The following is a 21,451-nucleotide window of genomic DNA, read 5'->3' as shown; positions in this document are numbered from 1 at the left end:
GCTTAAATTGCGGAAGGCGAAGCGGCATGGCGCAGGTCGAGATGCTCCAGCGCTTCATCAATGTGCATCACATCCGCATACTTATGATGCAGATCGAAGAGGTTGACCTTATGCGACAGCGGACTGCGGTCATAGCAGCATTCCTCTACCAGCGTTACATGATATCCGTAAGAATAGGCCTCAAGAACACTGGCCCGCACACAGCCGCTGGTCGATTCGCCGCAGACAATCAAGCTGTCGATGCCCATCATGTTCAGATACGCCGCAAGCGGTGTTCCAAAGAAGGCGCTGGCTCTGCTCTTGTTGATGATGACATCATCCGGCTGCGGGGCGAACGCTTCAAAGATTTGGTAGGCGTCATCCGTCATATTTCGCGGCTTGCGATGGGTCGAACCAATCCGCTTCGGCGCCTGGGTGTACATGTCGCGAGTGGAATAAATCACGGGGATGCCCAGTCCACGGACTTTGGCGAACAGCTGTTTCGTCGGCTCAATCGCTTCCCAGGCGTGAATTCCGCAGGAGCTCGGATACTCGTCCTGAAGCTCAATCACCGGCTTCGCTCCCCCCTTATAGCTCGCATTGTACAAATCAATCGCCAGCAGCGCCGGACGTTTGCCGATAAACGTTTCTCTGTGATATGCCTTGTAAATTTCCAGAATTTCATCAGACACAATATCCTGCCAGCAGTGATCCTCGAATGCATATTTCATTATTTCTCAACCTCCACATGATTCATAGTCGTTGTAACCTGCCTAAACCTCGTTTTCCGGTACAGTCCAAAGCCCAGTATGGATGCAAGCAGCAGCCCGCCTCCGGCAAAAAAGGAAGACGCCAGGCCCAGCATCTGGCCAAATACCCCAAACAGCGCCGGAGCGGCGATTTGCGCGGAGCGGTTGACCAAAAGCCGCAGCCCCATGATCTTGCCTCGCTCGCCCATGGAGTCCTCATCGACCATGATCATGGTGCTGACAGGCATGTTGACCCCTACCGACGAACCAAGAACAAAGGCAACGATCGCAATCGTCACTATGTTCCAGTTCATCAGCGGCAGAGCAATCAGCGAGATTGCCGCGATGCAGCCCGCCCCGATCAGCAGCGCCTGATGGCTCCAGCGCCGGGTTAACTGAGCCATAAACAGCCTGGATGTCATGCCGGCCAACCCGCGGATCGAGACCAGGACGGATATCACAAGTGCGCTGTAGCCAAGAGTATCCAGATACAGCGGGAAGAACCCCTGCCAAATGGATTGAATGAAATGGATAAGAAAAGTGCCCACCAGGCCAAACTGCACTCCGGGATGCTTAAGCAAATGGATTCCCTGCAAGTAGCTGCCCGCGATTTCCCGCGGCCGCAGAACCTCCTTAACCTCGGCTCCCAATTGCGATTGGATGGTGAATTTCCTGCTGACTGCATAAAAGCAGGCTCCAAAGATTGCAGCAGTGACAAAGCATATGAAAAAGGTAGCCCGGTAGCCGCTGATCGCCTCGCCGTTCCAGCGGAGCCAGCCCGTAGAAGAGACGGCCGTCACTATGGCCCCTCCAATGAGGGGACCTATCATGCTCCCCCCCGAGGACCAGGCAGAGTAACGGGTAATATCCCGTTCTCTTTCCTCCTTGCCTCCTTCGGACACAATAACCTGAAGAGCGGATGTTACAATCATTGTCCCGCCCCCGATAATCACCTGGGCAACCGTAAGCAGCGTCAGATTGGTGCTGAAGGCCATCATCGCAAGCGCAATAGCCGTTATTAGATTCCCCATACGCAGCATATACGCGGCGCCGAGCCGGTCGATCAGCTGTCCGGCGGGCATAGCAATGAACAGAGGCAGCACCGCTCTAAGTGTTAAAAGCACTCCTATAGCGGCAGTGGAAGCTCCCAGCTGGGCGGCGTACAGCGCGAAGAATGGCTGCGTGACTGAGTTGATTCCGAAGTTTACGCCACCGCCGATGATCGCTATTTTTTTCAAGTGAATTCCCCTTCATTTAGGATGCGAAAAAGCAGGCGACCTTGCGGGAGCCGCCGGCCGGATCAAGCTCCGGCAGTTCCTCCCTGCAGCGGTCCGCAGCAATCGGGCATCTCGTGCTAAAACGGCAGCCCTTGGGCGGATTTGCCGGACTGGGCAGTTCCCCCTTCAGCAGCTCAATTTCCCGGTTCTCCTCCAGTCCGGGATCAGGAAGCGGCGCTGCCAGCAGCAATGCCTTCGTGTAGGGATGCTTGGGCTTACTGAACACCTCCGCCGCAGGGCCGAATTCCACCACTTTCCCGAGATACATAACGACGATATTGTCGGAAATATGGCGGACGACTGACAGATCATGCGAGATGAACACAATGCTGATTCCGAGCTTCTCACGCAGGTCGACAAGCAGGTTAATGACTTGAGCGCGGACCGATACATCCAGCGCCGATGTGGGTTCATCCGCCACGATAATTGAGGGGGACAAGGCCAGCGCACGGGCAATTCCGATCCGTTGGCGCTGTCCTCCGCTGAGCTGGCCCGGATAACGGTCCAGATAGGCGGTATCCAGCCCCACAGTCAGGATCAGCTCACAAATCCGTTTCTCCCGTTCCTCCGCCGTCCCGATTTTCCTTACGTTCAGCGGCTCCCCTATAATCTGGCGGATCGTGATCTTCGGATTGAAGGAGGAATACGGGTCTTGAAAGACCATTTGCACCTTACTCCGGTAAGCGTACAATTCATCTCCTTTCAGATGGGCGATATCCACGCCATCCACGAAGATATTCCCATCGCTTGGTTCCTCCAGCCGGAGCAGCAGCCGGGCCATCGTACTCTTCCCACAGCCGGACTCACCCACAACACCCAGCGTTTCCCCCGGCAGCAGGGAGATATCAATGCCGTCGACTGCCCGCACCACCCGCTTCTTTTTGAAGAACGAGGAGGTCTCGAAATGCTTCTTCAAGGATTTGATTTCAAGCACCGGCTCCGCGGATTTCGGGATTCTCGGTGCATGCTCCACTGTGATACAGGCTTCTTCGTCCTGCAGAACGGAGACCGCCCCTTTCATCATGCCCCCCTCCACCAGACAAGCGGCACTGTGGGTATCTGAACGGGAAGTAAGCGCAGGAGTCTCCTTGCCGCAGAGCGCGGTAGCTGCAGGGCAACGGTCCTTAAAGGAACACCCCTGGATGGGCAGCCGCATATCAGGAGGGAACCCTTCAATCTGCAGCAGCCGTTTCCGCTTCAAGCCATCCGCCCTGGGAATCGTATTCAGCAGGCTTTGGGTATAGGGATGCTGCGGATTCGCAAATATCTCCTGAACTGTTCCATATTCGACAATTTTCCCGGCGTACATCACCGCCACCTTCTGGGCAAACCGGGCGACAAGACCAAGATCATGTGTAATAAACAGCATCGCACAGCCTGTCTTGACGGACAGGTCCTTCAACAACCCGATAATTTGGGCCTGTATTGTCACATCCAGCGCAGTTGTCGGTTCATCCGCCAGAATCAGCTTCGGGTTGCAGGACAGCGCCATGGCAATCAGAACCCGCTGTCTCATTCCTCCGCTTAATTCGTAGGGATAGTTCTTCACTCTGACCTCCGGGTCCGGAATCCCTACCATTCCAAGAAGCTCCACGGCCCGTTGCGTTGCAGGCTTCCGGTCCATCTTCATATGTCTGCGCATCGTGTAGACCAGCTGGTCCTCCACAGTCATCACCGGATCAAGCGAGGTCATCGGGTCCTGAAACACCGTACCGATTGCTCCGCCCCTGACTTCATTCAGCTGCCGTTCGGACATTTGCAGAAGATCATGGCCTTCCAGCTTAACTGATCCGGCCACAACCTTGCCCGGGTAGGATAACAGCTGCAGCAAAGACATGGCCATAGCACTTTTACCCGAGCCGCTTTCCCCCACCACCGCCAGGCGTTCCCCCCGCTTAAGCTCGAAGGATACTCCGTTGACGGCCTGTACTCTGCCGCGTTCGGTTTCAAAATGTGTATGCAGGTCTTTAACGGCGAGCAGCGTCTCCTGCTTCTCCATGCTTCTTCCTCCTTTTCTCAGATGGCGGCTTGTTGAACGCGTCCCGAAGCGCTACCGTCTGGCCCGCGGGTCAAGCACCTCCCGCATTCCATCGGACAGCAGATGAAGGCTGATGGCGATGATGAAGATGACCAGTCCCGGCATCGTGGAAATCCACCAAGCCTCCTGCAAATACGGCTGCCCGTCCTTAATGATGTTGCCCAGGGAAGGCTCCGGGGCCGTAATCCCAAGCCCAAGGAAGCTGAGGCTCGCTTCCGTAAGTATGGCGTTGGCTGCCACAATGCTTGCGGATACCAGCATTGGCGCAAGGGTGTTCGGAACAATATGCCGGAACATCAGCCAGCTGGCAGGCGCGGATACAATACGCGCCGCATCAATGAATGTCCTCGATTTCACACTCAGTACCAGAGAGCGCTGCAGCCGGATTGAACGCGGCAGATCGGCAATAGAAATGGCCGCAATTACAGGAAGCATACCGGCACCGAATATCGCTACCAGGGCAATGGCCAGCAGCAGGGAGGGAAATGAAAGAAAGATGTCAACAATCGTCATAATAAACCGGTCCCAGCGCCCACCGAAGAATCCTGAAACCGTTCCGATCATGAGTCCGCCCAAGAGCGTAATGAGGGCGACGGAGAAACCGACAGCCATGGAATTCTGCATGCCCGAGACCGTCCGGCTCAGAATATCGCGTCCGATTTTATCGGTCCCGAAGAAATAGTCCGTTGAAGGAGCATGCAGCCCCTCCTTGATATTCGTCTTGAGCGGGTCTTCAAGCGGGAGGACGGAAGCAAACAGGGCAACGGCAATTAGCGGAATCAGGATCAACAGGCCCGCCACACCCTGCTTGTTCTTCAACAGTGCAAAAACGGGATGGGCCTTGGGCCGCCGCAAGGAAAACCGGGCGCTCCGCCGCAATGAGCCTTCAGCACTATTTTCCATATCCTCAATTCCTTTCCTGATTATTAATCTAAAATTTAACTCTCGGGTCCATATACCGGTAAAGAATATCCGTGACGGTGTTGACCAATATGAACAAAAGCGAGTAGACAAGGATCACATTCTGTACCAGTGTGTAATCCCGCATCTTGATGCCGCCGATCAGCAGCGATCCGATTCCCGGGATTGAGAAGATGAACTCCGTGATTACCGTCCCGTTCATCAGCGTGCCGAAGGCAAGACCGGTGACAGTCAGAATCGGCATAGCCGCATTCTTCAGCGCGTGACGGAAAATCACCAGCAGCTGCGGTGTTCCAAACGCCCTTGCGGTACGGATATAATCTTCATTCAGCACCTCAAGCACAGAGGTCCGGGTAATTCTGAGAATCGTGGAAATTTGCCCGAGGCAGAGAACGATCATCGGCAGAGCAATCCGCTTCAGCAATCCGGCCGGATCACCGAAGTCGATGGCACCGGTTGCCGGAAGCCAGCCGAGCGCCAGTGTGAAGAGCAGCATGAACAGCAGCGCTACCCAGAAGGAGGGCATCAGATCCACCAGCATGGAGGCCCATGTCAGAAAACGGTCAATCGCCCGTTTGCCGTTATGCGCGGTGAAGGCAGCCAGCGTTCCTAAGGTAATGCCGATCACGCAAGCAATCAAAATCGTGAGCAGGGCCATAATAAATGTGATCGGCAAGGCTTCCAGAATCAATTGGCGAACGGATTGGCCGGTCAAAAGTGTTGTTCCCAAGTCAAACCGCAGTAAATGCACCAAATATTGAAGATATTGCTCCCAGATCGGCAGATCAAGCCCCATGCGCTCCTTCAAGGCCAGCAGCGCATCGCCCGACAGGCTGTCTCCGGCCATGACTGATGCCGCATCGCCCGGAATCAACCTGATGACGATGAATACCAGCGTTACAACACCAAAGACAGTTGGTATGAGCTGTCCTACTTTTTTCAATAGATATGCATTCATAGACAGTCACCCCTTCTTGCACTTTTGATAGATTTTATTCCCGCCTCACTGCGTGATATCCACTTCGTAGAAATTGACCTCCGACAACGGATTGATGATCACATTCTGCACCTTTTGGGCGCTCGGCCAGTACCCGTTTGCAGACAGCATCGGAATATAAGGCAGATCAGTCAGGGCAATCTTCTGCACCTCTGCGTACAGCGTCTTACGCTTGTCGGGATCAATCTCGGTCCGCGCGGCCTCCAGCTTGGCGGTCAGATCAGGGTTGTCGTAGTGCGCTCCGTTCATCCCCTTCGGCGCGATATTATCCGGATGCAGGTAGCTAAAGAGAATCGTATCCGGATTAATGGCCGGAAGCAGACGTCCGGAAACTTCAAACGTGCCATCATTGCGAATCTGGTTATATTGTGCGGCTTCTACGATTTCAAACTTCAGATCAATGCCGACAGCCCTCAGGTTCTCCTGTTCCAGCTGGTCGATTTCCTCCACATCCCGGACATGCATCGTTATAGTGAAGCCATCGGGAAAGCCGGCCTCTGTGAGCAGTTCCTTGGCTTTTTCGGGGTTATAGTCATACACAGGCACATCTTCGCTATACACGCTCATCCATTTGGGCAAAAGATTAGTCGTCGGCGACTCACCAAGCGGATTGGTTGCTTCAATATTCCCCGCCCAGTCCACGGCATGGGCCCAGGCCTGCCGCACCTTCACATTGTCAAGCGGCTTGACGGTTGTATTGAAAATCCTCACGTTGACAGCCCGGTCATACAGCGGATTAAGCTTGAACCCGGCAGCCTCCAAGCGCTGCAGCAATTCAGTCTTTTCAATTCGCATCGCCACATCCACTTCGCCGTTCTGCAAAGCGATAGCTGCGGTATCGTCATCCTTAATGATGCTGAAGACAAGCTTCTCGATCGGTGCCGGTCCGCGGAAATAATCCTCATTGCGCACCATGACAATCTGGGAATTTGTCTTAATGCTGTCAATGTAGTAAGGGCCAGTACCTACGGGATTCCACATAAACTGGTCGCCCAGCTTCTCAACCGCCTCTTTCTTTACAATCTGTCCCTGATGATAGTTGGCAACCTGGTGAAGAAAGTTCCCGTCGGGTGTCTTGAGCTTCACAACAAAGACGTAAGGCTCGGGCGCTTCAAAGGACTCTACATTTTTAAATTCGTTTGCATAGGGGGAAGCAACTGCGGGGTCCAGAATGCGCTGATAGCTGTAAAGCACATCCGCCGAGGTGAATTCGCCATAGCCCTGCTGCCACTGCACGCCTTCCCGCAGTTTGAAATTCCAGGTCTTGTTATCTTCAGTGGTCCAGCTTTCAGCCAAATCCGGAATGATCTCTCCGCTCCTGGAGTCATACGTGGTCAATCCGCTGAAAATATTAAAGGCGATATTCTCATTCTCCACCCGAAATATCGTCGCCGGATCGAATCCTGCAGGATCATCATAGTACCGGATTCGCAGTGTCTTGCCGCTTCCCTCCCCGCCCCCTGCATTCCCGGATGTCACTTCTTCCCCGGTTGCAGGAGAACCGCTTCCGGTTGAGTTGCCGCCTGCGTTGCCGCCGCAGGCCGTAATGAGAACCAAAACGGATAAAAAGACCACCCATCCCAAACGATGCCATCTTCTGTTAGCTGCTTCCACTCTCGCTGACCTCCTGATCCTGGATAGATTGTATTTTTTGAATACTTCACCCGCATGCCAACAGAAGTCAGTTTATATTACATAAACATTCCTTAACTTCACTTGACTCTTAGGTTTCTCTTATTTTATGTTAGTATTAATTACGTGTAAAATATCAAAATTAAATTAAAATATAAGTAAAATGGATGTATTCGTTTTCACAATCCATATTTTATGTAATGTTAGTTAACCTTCAGAAAGAGGCGAAGTCCGGTGAAACTCGAACTTATCAAAACATTTCTGACCGTCTACCACTCCGGCAGCTTTCAAAAGGCCGCTGAGGAGCTGTTTCTTCCGCAACCAACCGTGTCCCAGCGCATTCTGCAATTAGAAAAAAGTATCGGGAAGGCATTGATCATTCGGCGTAAAAGCGGCAATCAGCTTACACCTGAAGGCAAGGCATTTTATCCGTATGCCCTGAAAATTCTGGAGGTGCTGGAGCAGGGGCAGGTCGCGGTGGATAAAGCGGCAAAGCAGGAAGAGGTTCAACTGGAGATTGGCTGCGCCAATTCCCTGAGCAATCTGTTTTTGTTTACCATTCTGGAAAATTTCATTAAATATTTTCCCCAGACTAATATCAAGGTTCATTCCTTCTCCACAAGCGAAGTGATTCGCGCAATCCGGATGGGCACCATCAACCTGGGTGTAACCCGCTATTCCATCGAGGACAGCGAGCTCTCCTTCCGTTTGCTGAACAACGAGCATATTTATTTCATCGTCTCCCACAAGCATCCGTGGGCCGCACGTTCCGCTGTATCCCTGCAGGATATCGAGCAGCACCCCCTCATTCTGTATCAGGAAGGCAAGCAGTACCGGGAGACGATTGAGTTTGCCTTCAAGCGGATGAATCTGAATCTGAATGTCCAATACGAAATGAATAATCTGGAGCTGATCAAACAAATGGTAGCCGGAAATTACGGAGCCACCCTGTTCGCGCCTTCATACATGGGCCATGAAGTGGCAAAGCGTTCGTTAATCCCCATTCCGATCGAAGGCAATCCCTTTCCCATGCGCCAGACCTTTGTAATCTACAACAAACAAAAGCTGAATGCCGTCGATACCCTGTTCCTCGATCTCTGCTCGGCTTCTCTGTCCGCAAACCGAATGGAGCCGCAGCCCTAGAGCCCCCCGTCCGTTTCCGGACAAACGCCGGCAGAACCGCAAAAAAGCGGGCACCTGAATTCGATGTCCGCAAGTTTTCCAATCCAAAATGCCTGGAGGGGGAGCCGGCTTCGCAGCGTATAGCGGTTTCATCCGTTTCTTCCGTCCGCTGTCCTTGCTCCCCTTTGACCTTCTCCAGAATGTCAGAAATAATTATCGTTTCCGGAATCCTCCTGCACGTGTAATGGAGAAGAAAATGAGCAGCGCCAGTATAGCCCCGATTACGGCCGGAATGATGTGGAATCCGCCGACAACAGGTCCCCGCGCCCCCAGAAGCTCCACCCCCAGCCACGAACCAATGAAGCCGGCTATAATATTGCCCGCAATGCCGCCTGGCACATCTCTTCCGATCAAATTGCCGCTCAGCCATCCAATAAGACCGCCGATTATTAATATCCATATCAGGTACATTATCTTCCTCCTTCAATCTGTTTGTTTAAGGTATGCCGGAGTCCGGGGGATGTGTCCTGATTTAATTAATAACCCGCAAACCGAATTTCCCGGGAACAAAATGTGACCAAATGCCGTCCTTAATGGTGTTATAGATAAAGGAGGGCAGAGCCTCATGCAGCGATCCATGGCCCGGCCGGGGAATCATGTGATGAAGAGTTACGAAGCCTATGCAGATATGCTGTTCCGGATTGCCATGGTCCATCTGGGCAGCCGCGAGGATGCTGAGGAAGCCACTCAGGATACCTTCATCAAATTAATGGAAAAAGCGCCCGTATTCAAGGATGCCGAACATCAGAAGGCATGGCTGATCCGGGTGATCACCAATCATTGCAAAACGTTATTGGGCAGAGGCTGGCGCAAACGCGAGGTTAAGCTGGAGGGAATGGAGCCGGCTACGGCGGACACCCCCGGGGATTTGGCGCTCCTGCAGCTGGTGCTGGCGCTGCCCGTGAAGTATAAGACCGTTATCCATCTGTATTATTACGAGGATTATCCCGTCCAGGAGATCAGCAGGATTCTGCAAATCAGCGAGTCCGCCGTGAAGATGAGACTTCAGCGGGGACGGCAGCTGTTAAAACTGGAGCTGGAAGGAGCTGAACCGCAGTGAAGGAAGATCAGTTTCGCACAACATATAAGAAAGCGGTGGATTCGATGAAAGCAGGCGAAGAGATGAAAAAAGGGTTGATCCGCAAAGCGGAGCAGGGGCCGGAGCGGAAGCGTCCGCGCAAGACCGCCTATATCGCGGCAAGCGTTGTGCTCGCCGCCGGGATCGGCCTGGCCGCACCTGGTCTATGGCAGCAGTTGAACGGACCGGCAGAACCGGGCCAGGTGGCCCAGGTCAATCCGGGAGCTGCCGGATCGGGCGGCTCTGATACAGGCACGTCCGGCAGCATTGTCATTCCCAAGCTGGAGCTGCCGGATAAGGATTCCGGCGTAATGGCAAGCATGATTGCTCTGGTTGTGTATAAGAACAATATCTATACCCAAGCGGCGACCCGCATTGACGCGGGCGATGCCGCTGCGCTGCGCGGCGAGAAGCTGGGACGGACTACAGGCGGCATCGATGAATGGAGCGGCAAGGATGAATATATCGAGCTGTCCTCCAACATCGGGGAAGCGGATATCTATGCCGTGAAGGGATACGATCCGGAATTCCTGATTATGTCCTATACGGAAATCGACGGCCAGGTTTACGCTGACCTGTACGAACATACGAACGGCATCACCGTAAGCAGCGGTGCGGACCTGTTCGGCAAGCTGAATCTCGAAGGCCGGATCGCTTCCGTCCAGTGGGAAAGCTTCGACAGCTGGAACAACGGCTTGCAGCTGTACGCGCCGCTTGCCGATGGCGCAGCGCTGGAAGGATTCCTGGCAGCACTTCAAACGGCCAAACCACAGGCGGCAGAGCCGTTGATCGAGCAAGGCATCTACGACAACGAAGACCGCAAGGTCATCTACCTGGAGCTCAACGACAAGGCCCGGGTAGAACTTACCCTGTTCGGACAAGGGCTGGTCCGCTACGGCAATGCCCCGGTATTCTTCAAGGTTGAATCCGGCGCGTTCCAAGCACTGTGGGACAGCATGAGTCCATCCAAATAAGCGCCAAACAACAAAATAACGCTCAAAATGCAAAAAAACAGCCTGGCTCATTCAAGCAGGCTGTTTTTTTTGCCGGGGAAGCAAATATTGTTCAAAGACTGCAGCCTCTTCTTATATGGAGGAAGCGATACGGTGAACACAATCACTTGGATCATTATCAGAACCATTTGGCAGCGCTGATGCTGCCCGTACAAGCCTTCATTTCAACGCCCGCTACTGCTGAAATATACTCAGCTTCGGCATCTCTTTAATATGGCCGCAGCCTAAATCAGCTGTGCATACAGTGAAAATCGAATTGTGAATGACATTCACTTGCATTCAGGGATTGAAACTTGGAATTACTAATGGAAAATTAAAATTCCAGTTTGAGCTAATTCCCCTTGATAATACAGCCGTTATATTAGCATAATAGTTTGCAGCAAGACCAACTGGTTCCCATCCAAATCCACTTACTAAAATAGTCTCACTCAATAAGGCATTACGTGTTGTTACTTGATTTAGGAGTGAAGAACCACTATAGTATCCGACTCCAACTTGTACAATTTCAATTTTTTTGTTAGATACTGTGATAGAGGTATCATAGACCTCAAATCTATAGGAAATTTTATCAATACCAACATAGGTGCGAAGACTTTTTGAATATGTAGAGAAGTAGATTGTCATAAAAACAGTCATACCCAAACTATTATCAGACTTATTATCCGATATTGTATCAGAGGTAGCTCTAAGAACTGCTTCGGTTTTGTATTTTGTTGTAGTATCTGCTGTAACACCTCTATTGGATTGGATGTTAGTATCATCATTAACTATTTGAGTACTAGCGCTTTCCACCTCGAGGTCTATAATCTCACCTGTCTCAACGTTTTTCAGTTGACCATTGGATGATTTTATTGAATTAATCACTGTACTTGCTACATTTTCATTTTTATCCACTTGTATAAATTTCTGATTTGTACTAATGTTTACATTTGTGGCGCTCGCAGTTGCTCCCAAAGAAGTAACAAGTAGAACAGATGATAATATAGCTGAAAATAATTTTGCCTTTTTCAAAAAAAACATAATTAATTCCTCCCAGTATAAATAACAGAATAATTTCAAAGTTAATTATGTTATTACTAATTGAAATGATAAACTCCAGGATGAACTAGTCCCCCTATGTAGATCAGCAGATACTGTAGCTGCAACAGCAGTACCTATCCCCCCCCATAAAACGGGTTCCCATCCAAAACCACTAACTAAAATAGTTTCACTAGTTAAAGCATTACGACTTACATACTGATCATAAGGATGTGTAGTACCAGAAATTCCGATACCCGCTTGTCCAATTTGAATTTTTTTATTTTCAACTGAGACTGAGGAATCATAGTTCTCAAATCGATAGGAAATTTTAGTAATGCCCGCATAGTTAAAAGTACCCGATGGATACAGAGTGTAGTAGATAGTCATATACACTCTAACAGAGAGACTTGGATCATCCTTATAATCTGCTTTTGTCATAGGTACATTCGCTGCAATAACAACTTCGGCTTTGTACTCTGTTGGTTGTGTTACAGTGGCTTCGGTTGCAGTCTCTTATATATCACTTTTATTGGATTGGAAATCAAAAGAATCATTAACTATTTGAGTATTAGTGCTTTCTACCTTGAGGTCAAGAGTCTCACCAGTCTCAACATTTCTCAGTACACCACCACTGGAACGTATTAAATCCATAACCAAGCTTTCTTTACTAGCGTTCTTCTCAACCTTTACTAATTGCTGATTAGAACCGATGCTTTCAGTTGCGGCGCTAACGGTTGTTCCCAAAGAAGAAACCAGTATAACGGATGCCAATAACAGTGAAGAAATTTTTGTTTTTTTTCTAAAATACATCAAGTATCCTCCTTTTATGGTATAATTATACTATATACCAAATTAGTAAAAAAAAGGAATATTTATTTAAAAAATCTAAAAGGAGGGGATTACATGAAGAAAATAATAAAGTATTGTTTAATATTGTTATTCGTAACTATGTTATTCTCGAGTTGTACTAGAGTAGCCAAAGATATTCCCGATTCAAATTTGAAAGAAGTACTGAGATTACAAGGAGAAAGTAAACATTGGAAAGCTGATTATATTATTAGGGAGTCGGTAGATGAAAATATAAAGTATCACCTTGACCTCATTATTTACCCCTTAGATTTATCAGAGATCATGTATTCTGTAGCCTATCAACTTGATAGCCCAGGTGTTTCTCACCTGAGTGGTACACTAGGCTCTGAAAGTAGTAAAAACTCAGTATTTGTAAACAACAATGATTCAATTTTCTCCAGAACTTCAAGCAACAATTTACCTCGGGAAGGCGAAGATATCACCCTTACGATTAAATGGAACGACGGAAACGAAGAACACATAGCATTTGATAATCCTTAAAAAACTTGTTATGAGCGTATGCCAGATGCACCCGGCATACGCCATTTTTGATTTAAAGAGAATAAATTGGAATACTTATCTGAATATCAAGAAGTAACCTTAACGTGAAACGCGGTTTGGATTCGCATCTGATAGTGTCAAACAGAACGGTTGCGCGCGTATGCCGCGTGTCGATAGAAATAAAAAAGGGACGCTGGATGCATAGATTTCTCTCCGGGGGGGGAACCAACAGCAGACTTTTGAACAAAAGAACAAAAAGCCACGGGGCATTTTAAGCCCGCGCATTAGCTGTTTGAAATAAGTTTCAAAACTGGAAAATTCCAATTCCCAAAAACACGATTCAAAAATCCTGACTTATCTTCGTTATACTACTGGCTGCGCCAAGTACGAATCATTAAAGGACAATTTTAAAAGAAACATAAGGTGACCATTTGGGCGCTCGACACCCTCTATTGTGAATAGTGATCAGTGAAATCACATGCCTCGTCCATAAATCCCTATCAAGCTTTGTTAGTACGCAGCAAGCTGAGGGGTATTAAATCGGTAGCGATTAAAAACTATATGCGCTAATACGAAAAAACCTTTATAAATCATCAAAACACAAACCCTACTTTATAAACAGAACTATTCTTCATGCAGAGCAAGTAGTTAAATTCAATTATATAATTATTACCTGTCTGGTAATTGAGGTCTGCGCACCCTAAAGTACATCACTTTATCGTAGTAAAGGTTAGAAGATCGACCTTTTCCATAAAAAAAGCGCGGCCCCATACCTCCGGGAGACCGCGCTACGATTGAATTCTTAAGGATGCTGGTGAAGGGAATTGAACCCCCGGCCTACGCATTACGAGTGCGTTGCTCTACCCCTGAGCTACACCAGCTTACAGCATTTTTCCGCCAAACAAAATACATTATACAACGTCTGGGAAAAAACGCAACCTTTTCTCTCAAGAGGTTCAACAGCTTCATTTTGTGCAGGCCCGCGGCGGCGATGCGCCTGCAAGCTCCTGAGGCTTATTCCGCCATTCCCCGTTTGCGGAAGTAATCCAGCGCCAGCCGGGCGCTCTCCAGAGATGAGGAAGCGAAGACCTCCTGCTCCACGATATAGTGCTGAATTCCGGCTTCACCGGCCGCAGCGAACACGCTTGCGAAGTCCACCTGGCCCTTTCCGAGATCGGCTTCCTCATGCCCTGCGCCGAAATCCTTGATGTGGACCAGCGGAACGCGCCCGGCATAACGGGATACATATTCCGCCGGAATAGCCCCGCCCACATGCACCCAGCCCAGATCAAACTCCGCCACCATATGCTCTGCGGGAATGCGTTCCAGCCAGATATCGATGACGGCCTGCCCGTTCACTTGCCTGAACTCAAAATCATGGTTGTGGTAGCCATACTTCATACCCGCCGCCCGTACCAGCTCGGAGGCTTTTTCGAAGAACGGAATCAGGGAAATCACGTCGTCCAGTGTCGGAATCTGCGGAACCGGCGCCGAGGGAGTGATGATATACTGCAGCCCAAGCTCCTGAGCATAATCGATCTCCTTCGACAGCGCGCTTTGCATATTGTCCAGATTGCTGAAATCCAGGCCGACATGCGCCGAAGGAGCAGCCAGCCCAAGCTCAGCCAGCGTCCTGCGCAGCTCTGCAGCCGATACGCCGAAATACCCGGCAAACTCCACCGATTTGTAGCCGATCTCCGCCACCTTGCGCAGCGTGCCCAGAAAATCCTTCTCCGCCTGGTCCCGCAGCGTGTACATCTGTATTCCGATCTGCTGTGCTGTTGTTGTCATTAAACATCCGCTCCTTTTATGCCTGGTCTGTCAGAACTATTCCGCCAGCAGCTTGCGCTCTACCGATTCCAGCTTGCTGCGGCTTGTGGAAGGCTTGTCGCGGCGGTCATCAATCTTCAGCGAGGTGGACACCCGCTGCGCTCCCGCGGTAAATGGAGATTCATGCAGCGCTTCTACGGCAGCCAGTATCCGAGTCACCGGCCCTTCAATAATCGTACCCATGGATGTCAGCTCAAAGGCAATGCCTTCCACCGTCTCCAGCACGCGCTGCATGTCGGCCACATAGCTGCTTAGGCTGGTGCTGCCTGTACCAATCGGAATTACAGTTACTTCGCCAATAGCCATTCTGAATCCCTCCCATATCCCTTGTTAATAATTCTCCTGTCCTTCTATTGTAGCAACTCCCGTCTCCCCCCACAAATCGCCATAAATCTCTGCAGAAAAGTTTCCGGCAGCCTCCATCCGTCAGACACAAACTTCCAGGATCATACGCACTATATTTATGTAACCTTTGTGGCGTATTTTGGGACAAATTATGAACCCGATTCGGTAAATTTTATCGGCATGCTGTGGATTACCTGTGGACTGTCTGGGGATCATCCGGCGATCTGCTGTGGACTAGCTGTGGATCAGCTGTGAGTAAATCCGCCGAACCCGCTTCTGGCGCGGACTCGCAAAAAAATGTTTACAAACACAAGATATTGGGTTATTTTTATCTAACGACAACAAAATATAGTGGAAACAGGTGCTTCGCTCTTTCAGGAGGGTTGAAGCTTAATAGGGAAGCGCGGTGCAAATCCGCTGTGGTCCCGCCACTGTAACCGGATGCCCCGCAGGCTTCCAGAAGCGTTGCGGAGCCTTATCCCGAGGCTTACGCCACTGAGGGCCGACATCCCTTGGGAAGGCGCCTCAGGACTCGCCGGAAGCCAGGAGACCTGCCTGTTTCCGGACACCATAATTTAGCGCCTGCGAGGAACAGGAGAGGTGTCCGCATGCGGCCTGCACAAGCAGAATTAGCCTTCCTGAGCGCTGGGGAGCCAAGGCTGCCGATACCTGAATGCGATAAGCATTATCGCGCTCAGGTATCGGCTTCTGCGGGAAAGCTTCTTTCCATGGAGACCATCCGCAAATATCCGGCTTCGGCTATTTGCATTACGCATTCGGGCATTTTCCGCCATTCTCGGCGGGAGATGCTTTTTTTAAGATATCAAGGATTTACAGGTCCTAAATCCATGTCTTATTGTCAGAACGTTCTTATATATCGAGAGGAGAGCTATACAATGACGCTGCTGGAGAAACGGTATAACGGTAGTCAGGCTGCACAGGAGGTTCTTTTGGAGGAAGTGATCCATTTAGGGCGGGATATTATCGACAGCCGGGATTTGGATCTGCTGCGCGAGAATGCCAATTTGAACGGAGAGAGCTTTTCCGGCAAAATGAGCAAGTTCGGCAGTGAGTATTCCAAATGGTACGCCCGCAACTTCACGATGCCGCCGCAATTGGTGCAGGCGACTCTCGACAATGTGGTATATGTCCACGATCTCGACCAGTACGCGATCGGAACCACCAACTGCATCTTTATCCCGTTCGAGCGGCTGCTCCGCGAAGGCTTCAACACCGGCAATGGCAGCGTGCGTCCTCCCAACTCGATTATGACCGCAATGTCGCTTGTGGCGATTATTTTCCAGTCGCAGCAGAATGCCCAATACGGCGGCGTATCTGCCAACAAGCTGGATTATGATCTGGCCCCTTATGTGACCAAATCCTTCGCCAAGCTGTTCCGCAAGGGACTGGAATATTTCGAAGAGGGACAAGCCGGAGACCGCCTTGGTGAAATCACCATGAGCCGCAGCGATCTCGCAGAGCAGTATCCCCGGGCCTTCCGCTTTGCGCTGAAGGAGACCGAGAGCGAAACCCTTCAGGCAGCGGAGAGCATGATACATAATCTCAATACGATGTCCAGCCGCTCGGGAGGACAGATTCCCTTCACCAGCATCAACTACGGCACCTGCACCTCGCCTGAGGGACAGATGGTGATCAACTCGCTGCTGACCGCCACAATGAACGGCCTCGGGAGCGGCGAAACGCCGGTATTTCCGATCCAGATCTTCAAATGCAAGCTGGGCATAAACCAGCAGCAGGGCGATCCCAACTATGGGCTGTTCCTCAAGGCGGCTGAATGCTCCGCCCGCAGGCTGTATCCGAACTTCGCCAATCTGGATGCGCCGCTCAATCTGCAATATTATGATCCGGCCGACCCGGATACCGAATTTGCAACCATGGGCTGCCGCACACGGGTGCTGGGCGACCGCTTCGGACGCAACCATTGCTCCGGCAAAGGCAACCTGTCCTTCAATACGCTCAATCTGGTGCGGCTGGGACTGGCTTACGGCACAGCCACAGGCCGCCGCCTTGCCGCCGACGAGGAAGGCTTCTATGACGACCTGGACCATTACATGGACGTTGCCCTCGAAGGGCTGCTCCACCGCTTCCGCATCCAGGCCTCCCAAAAGGCCAAAGCTTCTGATTTCATGATGCGCGAAGGCGTCTGGGAAGGCGGCGAAGCGCTCGCTCCCGAAGAACCTGTAGGCGAGCTGCTGAAGCACGGCAGCCTGTCGATTGGCTTCATCGGCATGGCGGAATGCATGAAGGCCATGTACGGCAAGCACCATGGCGAAGACATGGATATCCACGCCAAAGCGCTCGCAATTGTCCGCCACATGCGGGAATACTGCGACCGCAAGAGCGACGAGCTGAATCTCAACATCACCTTGTTTGCCACGCCGGCTGAAGGCTTGTCCGGCAAGTTCACCAAGGTGGACCGCAAGGTGATCGGGCCGATTCCCGGCGTCACCGACCGTGAATACTATACGAACTCCTTCCATATCCCGGTCTATCATGAGCTGAGCGCCGCACAAAAAATCAGCCTGGAAGCACCTTTCCACGAATACTGCAATGCGGGCGCGATCTCTTATGTGGAGCTGAACGGCAATGCGCGCAGCAACCCGGCGGCTTTTGTGAAGATCATCCGGTATGCGCTGGAGCAGCAGGTCAGCTATTTCAGCATCAACCATCCGGTCGACCGCTGCTCGGACTGCGGCTACGAAGGCGTGATCGGCACGAACTGCCCTTCCTGCGGCGCACATGAGAACAATGTGCATATCCGCCGTCTGCGCCGGGTGACCGGCTATCTGACCGGCGACTACCAGACCCGCTTCAACGCCGCCAAGCAAGCCGAAGTAAGGGACCGCGTCAAGCATCTATGAATATATGCGGCTATTACCCGGAATCGATCAACGAAGGCGAGGGCATGCGGGCCGTCATCTTCCTCAGCGGCTGCCGCCACCGCTGCCCGGGCTGCTTCAACCCAAAGACCTGGAATTTCAATTACGGCGAGCCGTTCACGCCGCAGCGCCAGCGGGAGATCATTGCCGAAATGGCTGCGAATCCCCTGCTGGACGGGCTGACGCTGGCAGGCGGCGATCCTTTTTTCTCGGCAGCGGAGGCTGCGGGCTTCATCCAGGAGCTGCGCAGCGTGCTGCCGGACTATTCAATCTGGATTTACACCGGCTACACGTATGAAGAGCTTACAGCGGCTCCCGGTTCGCCGGAATGGAACCTGCTGGCCTTGTGCCAGGTCGTGGTCGACGGACGTTTTGTGGAAGAGCTCAAAGACACCACCCTCCCCTACCGGGGAAGCAGCAACCAGCGGATTATTGATATTCAGGCCAGTCTTGCCGGTAAGGAGATCGTACATTGGCAGCCGGCTGCATTATAAATATTGTTAACTTTCATAGAACAGGCCAAGCCTTGATGCGGGCCGTTCTCTGCGCCCATATATTTCAATTTTTGATATTGAAAATTAAACCCAAAAACGAAAGGATGTATGGACTTATGCCACAGCTCGTAGTGAAACCCGATAACCGCCAACTGGCTTTTGACGAAATCCGCCTCTCCGTGTATGCCGACCGTATCCTGAAAGGCCTGGACCAGCTAAGCAAAGAAACCCTGCTGCGCGGAGTACAGTCCAAGCTGCGCCGTGACGAGGTCAGCGGAGAAGAGATCAGTGGCGCCTTCACGATGAGCGCCCTCGAACTGGTCACCAAAGAGGAGCCGGACTGGAAGTTCGCCGCCGCGCGTTCGCTGCTCACCTCCCTGTACAAAAAAGCCGCTGTCAACCGGCGCTATAAAGCTTACCCGGAAGAGCCTTACGGCGAGCTGTATCCGCTGATTACCGATCTGGTGAAGAAGGGCATCTACCGCGAAGAGCTGCTGTCCCGCTACACCAGGGAGCAGATTGAAGAACTTGGCGGCTGCATTGATTACACACGCGACCTGCTGTTCGATTATATCGGCCTGCTGACCCTGTCGGACCGCTATCTGGCCCATGATTTTGACGGGCGCGTGATGGAGCTTCCGCAGGAGCGTTACATGATTATTGCCATGTACCTCATGCACACCGAGCCGGAAGAGAAACGTCTGGATCTGGTCAAAGAAGCCTACTGGGCAATGAGCAATATTTACATGACCGCTGCCACGCCTACCATGTCCAATGCGGGCAAAAAGGTCGCCGGACAGCTATCCAGCTGCTTCATCGACACCGTGGACGACTCGCTCGAAGGCATTTTTGACTCCAATACCGATGTGGCCCGGCTCAGCAAAATGGGCGGAGGCATCGGCGTCTACCTCGGCAAGGTGCGGGCCCGCGGCTCCGATATCCGCGGCCACAAGAACACCAGCTCCGGCGTAATCCCGTGGATTCGCCAGCTGAACAATACCGCCGTCAGTGTGGACCAGCTCGGCACGCGCAAAGGCGCCGTCGCCGTCTACCTCGACGTCTTCCATAAAGACATTCTCGCCTTCCTCGACCTCAAGCTGAACAACGGCGACGAGCGGATGCGCGCGCATGATGTGTTCCACGGCGTCTGCCTGCCCGATTTGTTCATGGAGGCTGTAGAAGCCCGAAGCCACTGGAACCTGTTCTGTCCGCATGAAGTGAAGAAGGTGATGGGCTGGAAGGATGCCAAAGGACGCGCACTGGGTCTTGAGGATTTCTATGACGAGCAGCTCGGACAAGGCTCATTCCGTGAAAAGTATGCCGAAGCCGCCGCCAATCTGGAGCTGTCCCGCATCACGGTGCCGGCCATCGACATTATGAAGCGGATTATGAAATCTCAGCTGGAAACCGGCACACCGTACATGTTCTACCGCGATACGGTGAACCGCTCCAACCCGAACCGCCATCAGGGGATGGTCTTCTCCTCCAACCTGTGCACGGAAATTATGCAGAACCAGTCCGCCACTGTCATTGAGAGCGAAGAGCTTGTCACCAAGGATGGCCAGACCCGGATCGTCATCTCGAAGGTTCCCGGCGATTTCGTTGTCTGCAATCTGAACTCCATCCACCTGGCCCGCGCCGTTCCTGCCGGAGTGCTGGAGCGTCTGGTGCCGATCCAGGTCCGCATGCTCGACAACGTTATCGACATCAACAATATCGAGGTGCTGCAGGCGCAGTATACGAACAGCCAATACCGCGCGGTCGGCCTCGGCACCTTCGGCCTGCATCACCTGCTGGCGCTGGAGGGCATCCGCTGGGAGTCCGACGAAGCCGTGGAATACAACAACCACCTCTATGAGCATATCAACTATCTGGTGGTGCGCTCCAGCATGGAGCTGGCCCGCGAGAAGGGCAGCTATCCAAAGTTTGCCGGTTCCGACTGGGAGACCGGCGCTTATTTCACATCGCGCGGTTACACCAGCGGCGAGCAGGAAGGCAAATACGTGACAACCGAGCAGTGGCGCGAGCTGCAGCAGGAAGTGGCTGCAGACGGCGTCCGCAACGCCTGGATGTTCGCAATTGCCCCGAACGGCTCGACTTCGATCATCGCCGGCTCCACTGCCAGCATCGATCCGCTGTATGAGCTGCTCTCCTACGAGGAGAAGACAACCTACAAGATCGCCAACCCGGCACCGGATTTGTCCGAGAAGACAATCTGGTACTATAAAACAGCGTTCCTGATTGACCAGAACTGGTCGATCCGCATGGCCTCGGCCCGCCAGCGCCATGTCGATCAGGGCCAGAGCTTCAACCTGTACGTGACGCCCGACATCAAGGCCACCGATTTCCTGAACCTGCACCTGAACGCCTGGAAGGGCGGACTGAAATCTACGTATTATGTGCGCAGCCGGGCATTGACTATAGAAGAGTGCGAGTCTTGCGCGAGCTAAGCCTTTCACCCTAACTTTAAATACCCGCGCGCTATAACCGCCACTGCGAGGAATGTTTGGGCTTCCGGTCGCTGTTGTCTCCAGATTTTCTGAATTTATGCCGCTACAAGCGGATAAAATCCGGAGACAAAGGCGAACGCTAACGCTCCTCCAGCTCCAAACTTCCTCTCCGTGACTCAGCGCAGATATTTAAAGT

General features: G+C 51.9%; 19 protein-coding genes, 1 tRNA gene and 1 riboswitch. Of the genes, 7 read left to right on the top strand and 13 right to left on the bottom strand.

Annotated elements, in window-relative coordinates; genetic code table 11:
* Window positions 1-2 precede the first annotated feature (2 nt).
* The 6 genes from HYD27_RS26980 to HYD27_RS26955 are packed head-to-tail and all read right to left on the bottom strand — an operon-like array spanning window position 3 to window position 7,575.
* Complete coding sequence (locus HYD27_RS26980; RefSeq protein ID WP_219220441.1) at window positions 3-710, bottom strand: isochorismatase family protein; 708 nt, start codon at window positions 708-710, stop codon at window positions 3-5.
* Complete coding sequence (locus HYD27_RS26975; RefSeq protein WP_219220439.1) at window positions 710-1,966, bottom strand: MFS transporter; 1,257 nt, start codon at window positions 1,964-1,966, stop codon at window positions 710-712. Before HYD27_RS26975 ends, HYD27_RS26980 begins: the two co-directional genes overlap by 1 nt.
* 16 nt (window positions 1,967-1,982) lie before the next feature.
* Window positions 1,983-4,004: an ABC transporter ATP-binding protein gene (locus HYD27_RS26970; protein ID WP_219220437.1), complete on the bottom strand. Its 2,022-nt coding sequence runs from the start codon at window positions 4,002-4,004 to the stop codon at window positions 1,983-1,985.
* 51 nt (window positions 4,005-4,055) lie between these two features.
* On the bottom strand, window positions 4,056-4,946 hold the full coding sequence (locus HYD27_RS26965; protein WP_219220436.1) for an ABC transporter permease: 891 nt from the start codon (window positions 4,944-4,946) through the stop codon (window positions 4,056-4,058).
* A 28-nt stretch (window positions 4,947-4,974) separates the two neighbouring features.
* Entirely contained in the window at window positions 4,975-5,922 is a 948-nt protein-coding gene (locus HYD27_RS26960) for an ABC transporter permease (protein WP_219220433.1), read from the bottom strand.
* 45 nt (window positions 5,923-5,967) lie between these two features.
* Window positions 5,968-7,575, bottom strand: a complete 1,608-nt coding sequence (locus tag HYD27_RS26955; RefSeq protein WP_219220432.1) for an ABC transporter substrate-binding protein — start codon at window positions 7,573-7,575, stop codon at window positions 5,968-5,970.
* A 252-nt stretch (window positions 7,576-7,827) separates the two neighbouring features.
* On the opposite strand from HYD27_RS26955, the gene HYD27_RS26950 reads away from it, so the two are divergent.
* Window positions 7,828-8,736: a LysR family transcriptional regulator gene (locus tag HYD27_RS26950; RefSeq protein WP_219220430.1), complete on the top strand. Its 909-nt coding sequence runs from the start codon at window positions 7,828-7,830 to the stop codon at window positions 8,734-8,736.
* Between the two features lie 192 nt (window positions 8,737-8,928).
* On the opposite strand, the gene HYD27_RS26945 is transcribed toward HYD27_RS26950, so the two are convergent.
* Entirely contained in the window at window positions 8,929-9,186 is a 258-nt protein-coding gene (locus HYD27_RS26945; RefSeq protein WP_219220428.1) for a GlsB/YeaQ/YmgE family stress response membrane protein, read from the bottom strand.
* 154 nt (window positions 9,187-9,340) lie between these two features.
* Here HYD27_RS26945 and HYD27_RS26940 point away from each other — a divergent pair, with 154 nt between their 5' ends.
* Window positions 9,341-9,835, top strand: coding sequence for an RNA polymerase sigma factor (locus HYD27_RS26940; protein WP_219220426.1), 495 nt, complete (start codon window positions 9,341-9,343; stop codon window positions 9,833-9,835).
* On the top strand, window positions 9,832-10,827 hold the full coding sequence (locus HYD27_RS26935; RefSeq protein WP_219220424.1) for a hypothetical protein: 996 nt from the start codon (window positions 9,832-9,834) through the stop codon (window positions 10,825-10,827). The genes HYD27_RS26940 and HYD27_RS26935 overlap by 4 nt, the downstream gene beginning before the upstream one ends.
* Window positions 10,828-11,145: 318 nt before the next feature.
* Here the strand turns inward: HYD27_RS26935 and HYD27_RS26930 are convergent, their stop codons facing one another.
* From HYD27_RS26930 to HYD27_RS26920, 3 genes are all read right to left on the bottom strand, one after another.
* Complete coding sequence (locus HYD27_RS26930; RefSeq protein ID WP_219220423.1) at window positions 11,146-11,886, bottom strand: hypothetical protein; 741 nt, start codon at window positions 11,884-11,886, stop codon at window positions 11,146-11,148.
* 45 nt (window positions 11,887-11,931) lie between these two features.
* Window positions 11,932-12,324 carry a hypothetical protein gene (locus HYD27_RS26925; RefSeq protein ID WP_219220421.1) on the bottom strand — a complete coding sequence of 131 codons (393 nt, stop codon included), beginning with the start codon at window positions 12,322-12,324 and terminating at the stop codon, window positions 11,932-11,934.
* A gap of 75 nt (window positions 12,325-12,399) precedes the next feature.
* A complete protein-coding gene (locus HYD27_RS26920; RefSeq protein WP_219220419.1) occupies window positions 12,400-12,696 on the bottom strand; it encodes a hypothetical protein in 297 nt (98 codons plus the stop codon).
* A 93-nt stretch (window positions 12,697-12,789) separates the two neighbouring features.
* Here HYD27_RS26920 and HYD27_RS26915 point away from each other — a divergent pair, with 93 nt between their 5' ends.
* Window positions 12,790-13,236, top strand: a complete 447-nt coding sequence (locus HYD27_RS26915; RefSeq protein ID WP_219220417.1) for a hypothetical protein — start codon at window positions 12,790-12,792, stop codon at window positions 13,234-13,236.
* Between the two features lie 809 nt (window positions 13,237-14,045).
* Here the strand turns inward: HYD27_RS26915 and HYD27_RS26910 are convergent.
* The 3 genes from HYD27_RS26910 to HYD27_RS26900 form a co-directional block, all read right to left on the bottom strand.
* A tRNA-Thr gene (locus HYD27_RS26910) sits at window positions 14,046-14,117 on the bottom strand.
* A 133-nt stretch (window positions 14,118-14,250) separates the two neighbouring features.
* The gene (locus tag HYD27_RS26905) at window positions 14,251-15,027 is read right to left on the bottom strand and encodes a sugar phosphate isomerase/epimerase family protein (protein ID WP_219220415.1); all 777 of its coding nucleotides are present in this window, start codon (window positions 15,025-15,027) and stop codon (window positions 14,251-14,253) included.
* Window positions 15,028-15,063: 36 nt separating this feature from the next.
* Window positions 15,064-15,372, bottom strand: a complete 309-nt coding sequence (locus tag HYD27_RS26900) for an MTH1187 family thiamine-binding protein (protein ID WP_219220413.1) — start codon at window positions 15,370-15,372, stop codon at window positions 15,064-15,066.
* 381 nt (window positions 15,373-15,753) lie between these two features.
* A riboswitch (cobalamin riboswitch) is annotated at window positions 15,754-15,984 on the top strand.
* A gap of 323 nt (window positions 15,985-16,307) precedes the next feature.
* Here HYD27_RS26900 and HYD27_RS26895 point away from each other — a divergent pair.
* From HYD27_RS26895 to HYD27_RS26885, 3 genes are all read left to right on the top strand, one after another.
* Window positions 16,308-18,293, top strand: coding sequence for an anaerobic ribonucleoside triphosphate reductase (locus HYD27_RS26895; protein WP_219220412.1), 1,986 nt, complete (start codon window positions 16,308-16,310; stop codon window positions 18,291-18,293).
* On the top strand, window positions 18,290-18,805 hold the full coding sequence (gene nrdG, locus HYD27_RS26890) for an anaerobic ribonucleoside-triphosphate reductase activating protein (RefSeq protein WP_219220410.1): 516 nt from the start codon (window positions 18,290-18,292) through the stop codon (window positions 18,803-18,805). The genes HYD27_RS26895 and nrdG overlap by 4 nt, the downstream gene beginning before the upstream one ends.
* Window positions 18,806-18,921: 116 nt before the next feature.
* Window positions 18,922-21,255 carry a ribonucleoside-diphosphate reductase subunit alpha gene (locus HYD27_RS26885; protein ID WP_219220408.1) on the top strand — a complete coding sequence of 778 codons (2,334 nt, stop codon included), beginning with the start codon at window positions 18,922-18,924 and terminating at the stop codon, window positions 21,253-21,255.
* Window positions 21,256-21,451 lie beyond the last annotated feature (196 nt).

It is taken from the genome of Paenibacillus sp. S150 (genome assembly GCF_019352175.1).
Classification (GTDB): Bacteria; Bacillota; Bacilli; order Paenibacillales; family Paenibacillaceae; genus Paenibacillus_AQ.
Note: the sequence above shows the minus strand (reverse complement) of the source record. Positions and strands in the feature narration are given on the sequence as shown.

Excerpts from the sequence above, each read along its gene's own strand:
- HYD27_RS26980 (WP_219220441.1), bottom strand. The coding sequence starts at position 710 with ATGAAATATGCATTCGAGGATCACTGCTGGCAGGATATTGTGTCTGAT.
- HYD27_RS26970 (WP_219220437.1), bottom strand. The coding sequence starts at position 4,004 with ATGGAGAAGCAGGAGACGCTGCTCGCCGTTAAAGACCTGCATACACAT.
- HYD27_RS26965 (WP_219220436.1), bottom strand. The coding sequence starts at position 4,946 with ATGGAAAATAGTGCTGAAGGCTCATTGCGGCGGAGCGCCCGGTTTTCC.
- HYD27_RS26960 (WP_219220433.1), bottom strand. The coding sequence starts at position 5,922 with ATGAATGCATATCTATTGAAAAAAGTAGGACAGCTCATACCAACTGTC.
- HYD27_RS26945 (WP_219220428.1), bottom strand. The coding sequence starts at position 9,186 with ATGTACCTGATATGGATATTAATAATCGGCGGTCTTATTGGATGGCTG.
- HYD27_RS26940 (WP_219220426.1), top strand. The coding sequence starts at position 9,341 with ATGCAGCGATCCATGGCCCGGCCGGGGAATCATGTGATGAAGAGTTAC.
- HYD27_RS26930 (WP_219220423.1), bottom strand. The coding sequence starts at position 11,886 with ATGTTTTTTTTGAAAAAGGCAAAATTATTTTCAGCTATATTATCATCT.
- HYD27_RS26925 (WP_219220421.1), bottom strand. The coding sequence starts at position 12,324 with ATGACAAAAGCAGATTATAAGGATGATCCAAGTCTCTCTGTTAGAGTG.
- HYD27_RS26920 (WP_219220419.1), bottom strand. The coding sequence starts at position 12,696 with ATGTATTTTAGAAAAAAAACAAAAATTTCTTCACTGTTATTGGCATCC.
- HYD27_RS26915 (WP_219220417.1), top strand. The coding sequence starts at position 12,790 with ATGAAGAAAATAATAAAGTATTGTTTAATATTGTTATTCGTAACTATG.
- HYD27_RS26905 (WP_219220415.1), bottom strand. The coding sequence starts at position 15,027 with ATGACAACAACAGCACAGCAGATCGGAATACAGATGTACACGCTGCGG.
- HYD27_RS26900 (WP_219220413.1), bottom strand. The coding sequence starts at position 15,372 with ATGGCTATTGGCGAAGTAACTGTAATTCCGATTGGTACAGGCAGCACC.
- HYD27_RS26895 (WP_219220412.1), top strand. The coding sequence starts at position 16,308 with ATGACGCTGCTGGAGAAACGGTATAACGGTAGTCAGGCTGCACAGGAG.
- nrdG (WP_219220410.1), top strand. The coding sequence starts at position 18,290 with ATGAATATATGCGGCTATTACCCGGAATCGATCAACGAAGGCGAGGGC.
- HYD27_RS26885 (WP_219220408.1), top strand. The coding sequence starts at position 18,922 with ATGCCACAGCTCGTAGTGAAACCCGATAACCGCCAACTGGCTTTTGAC.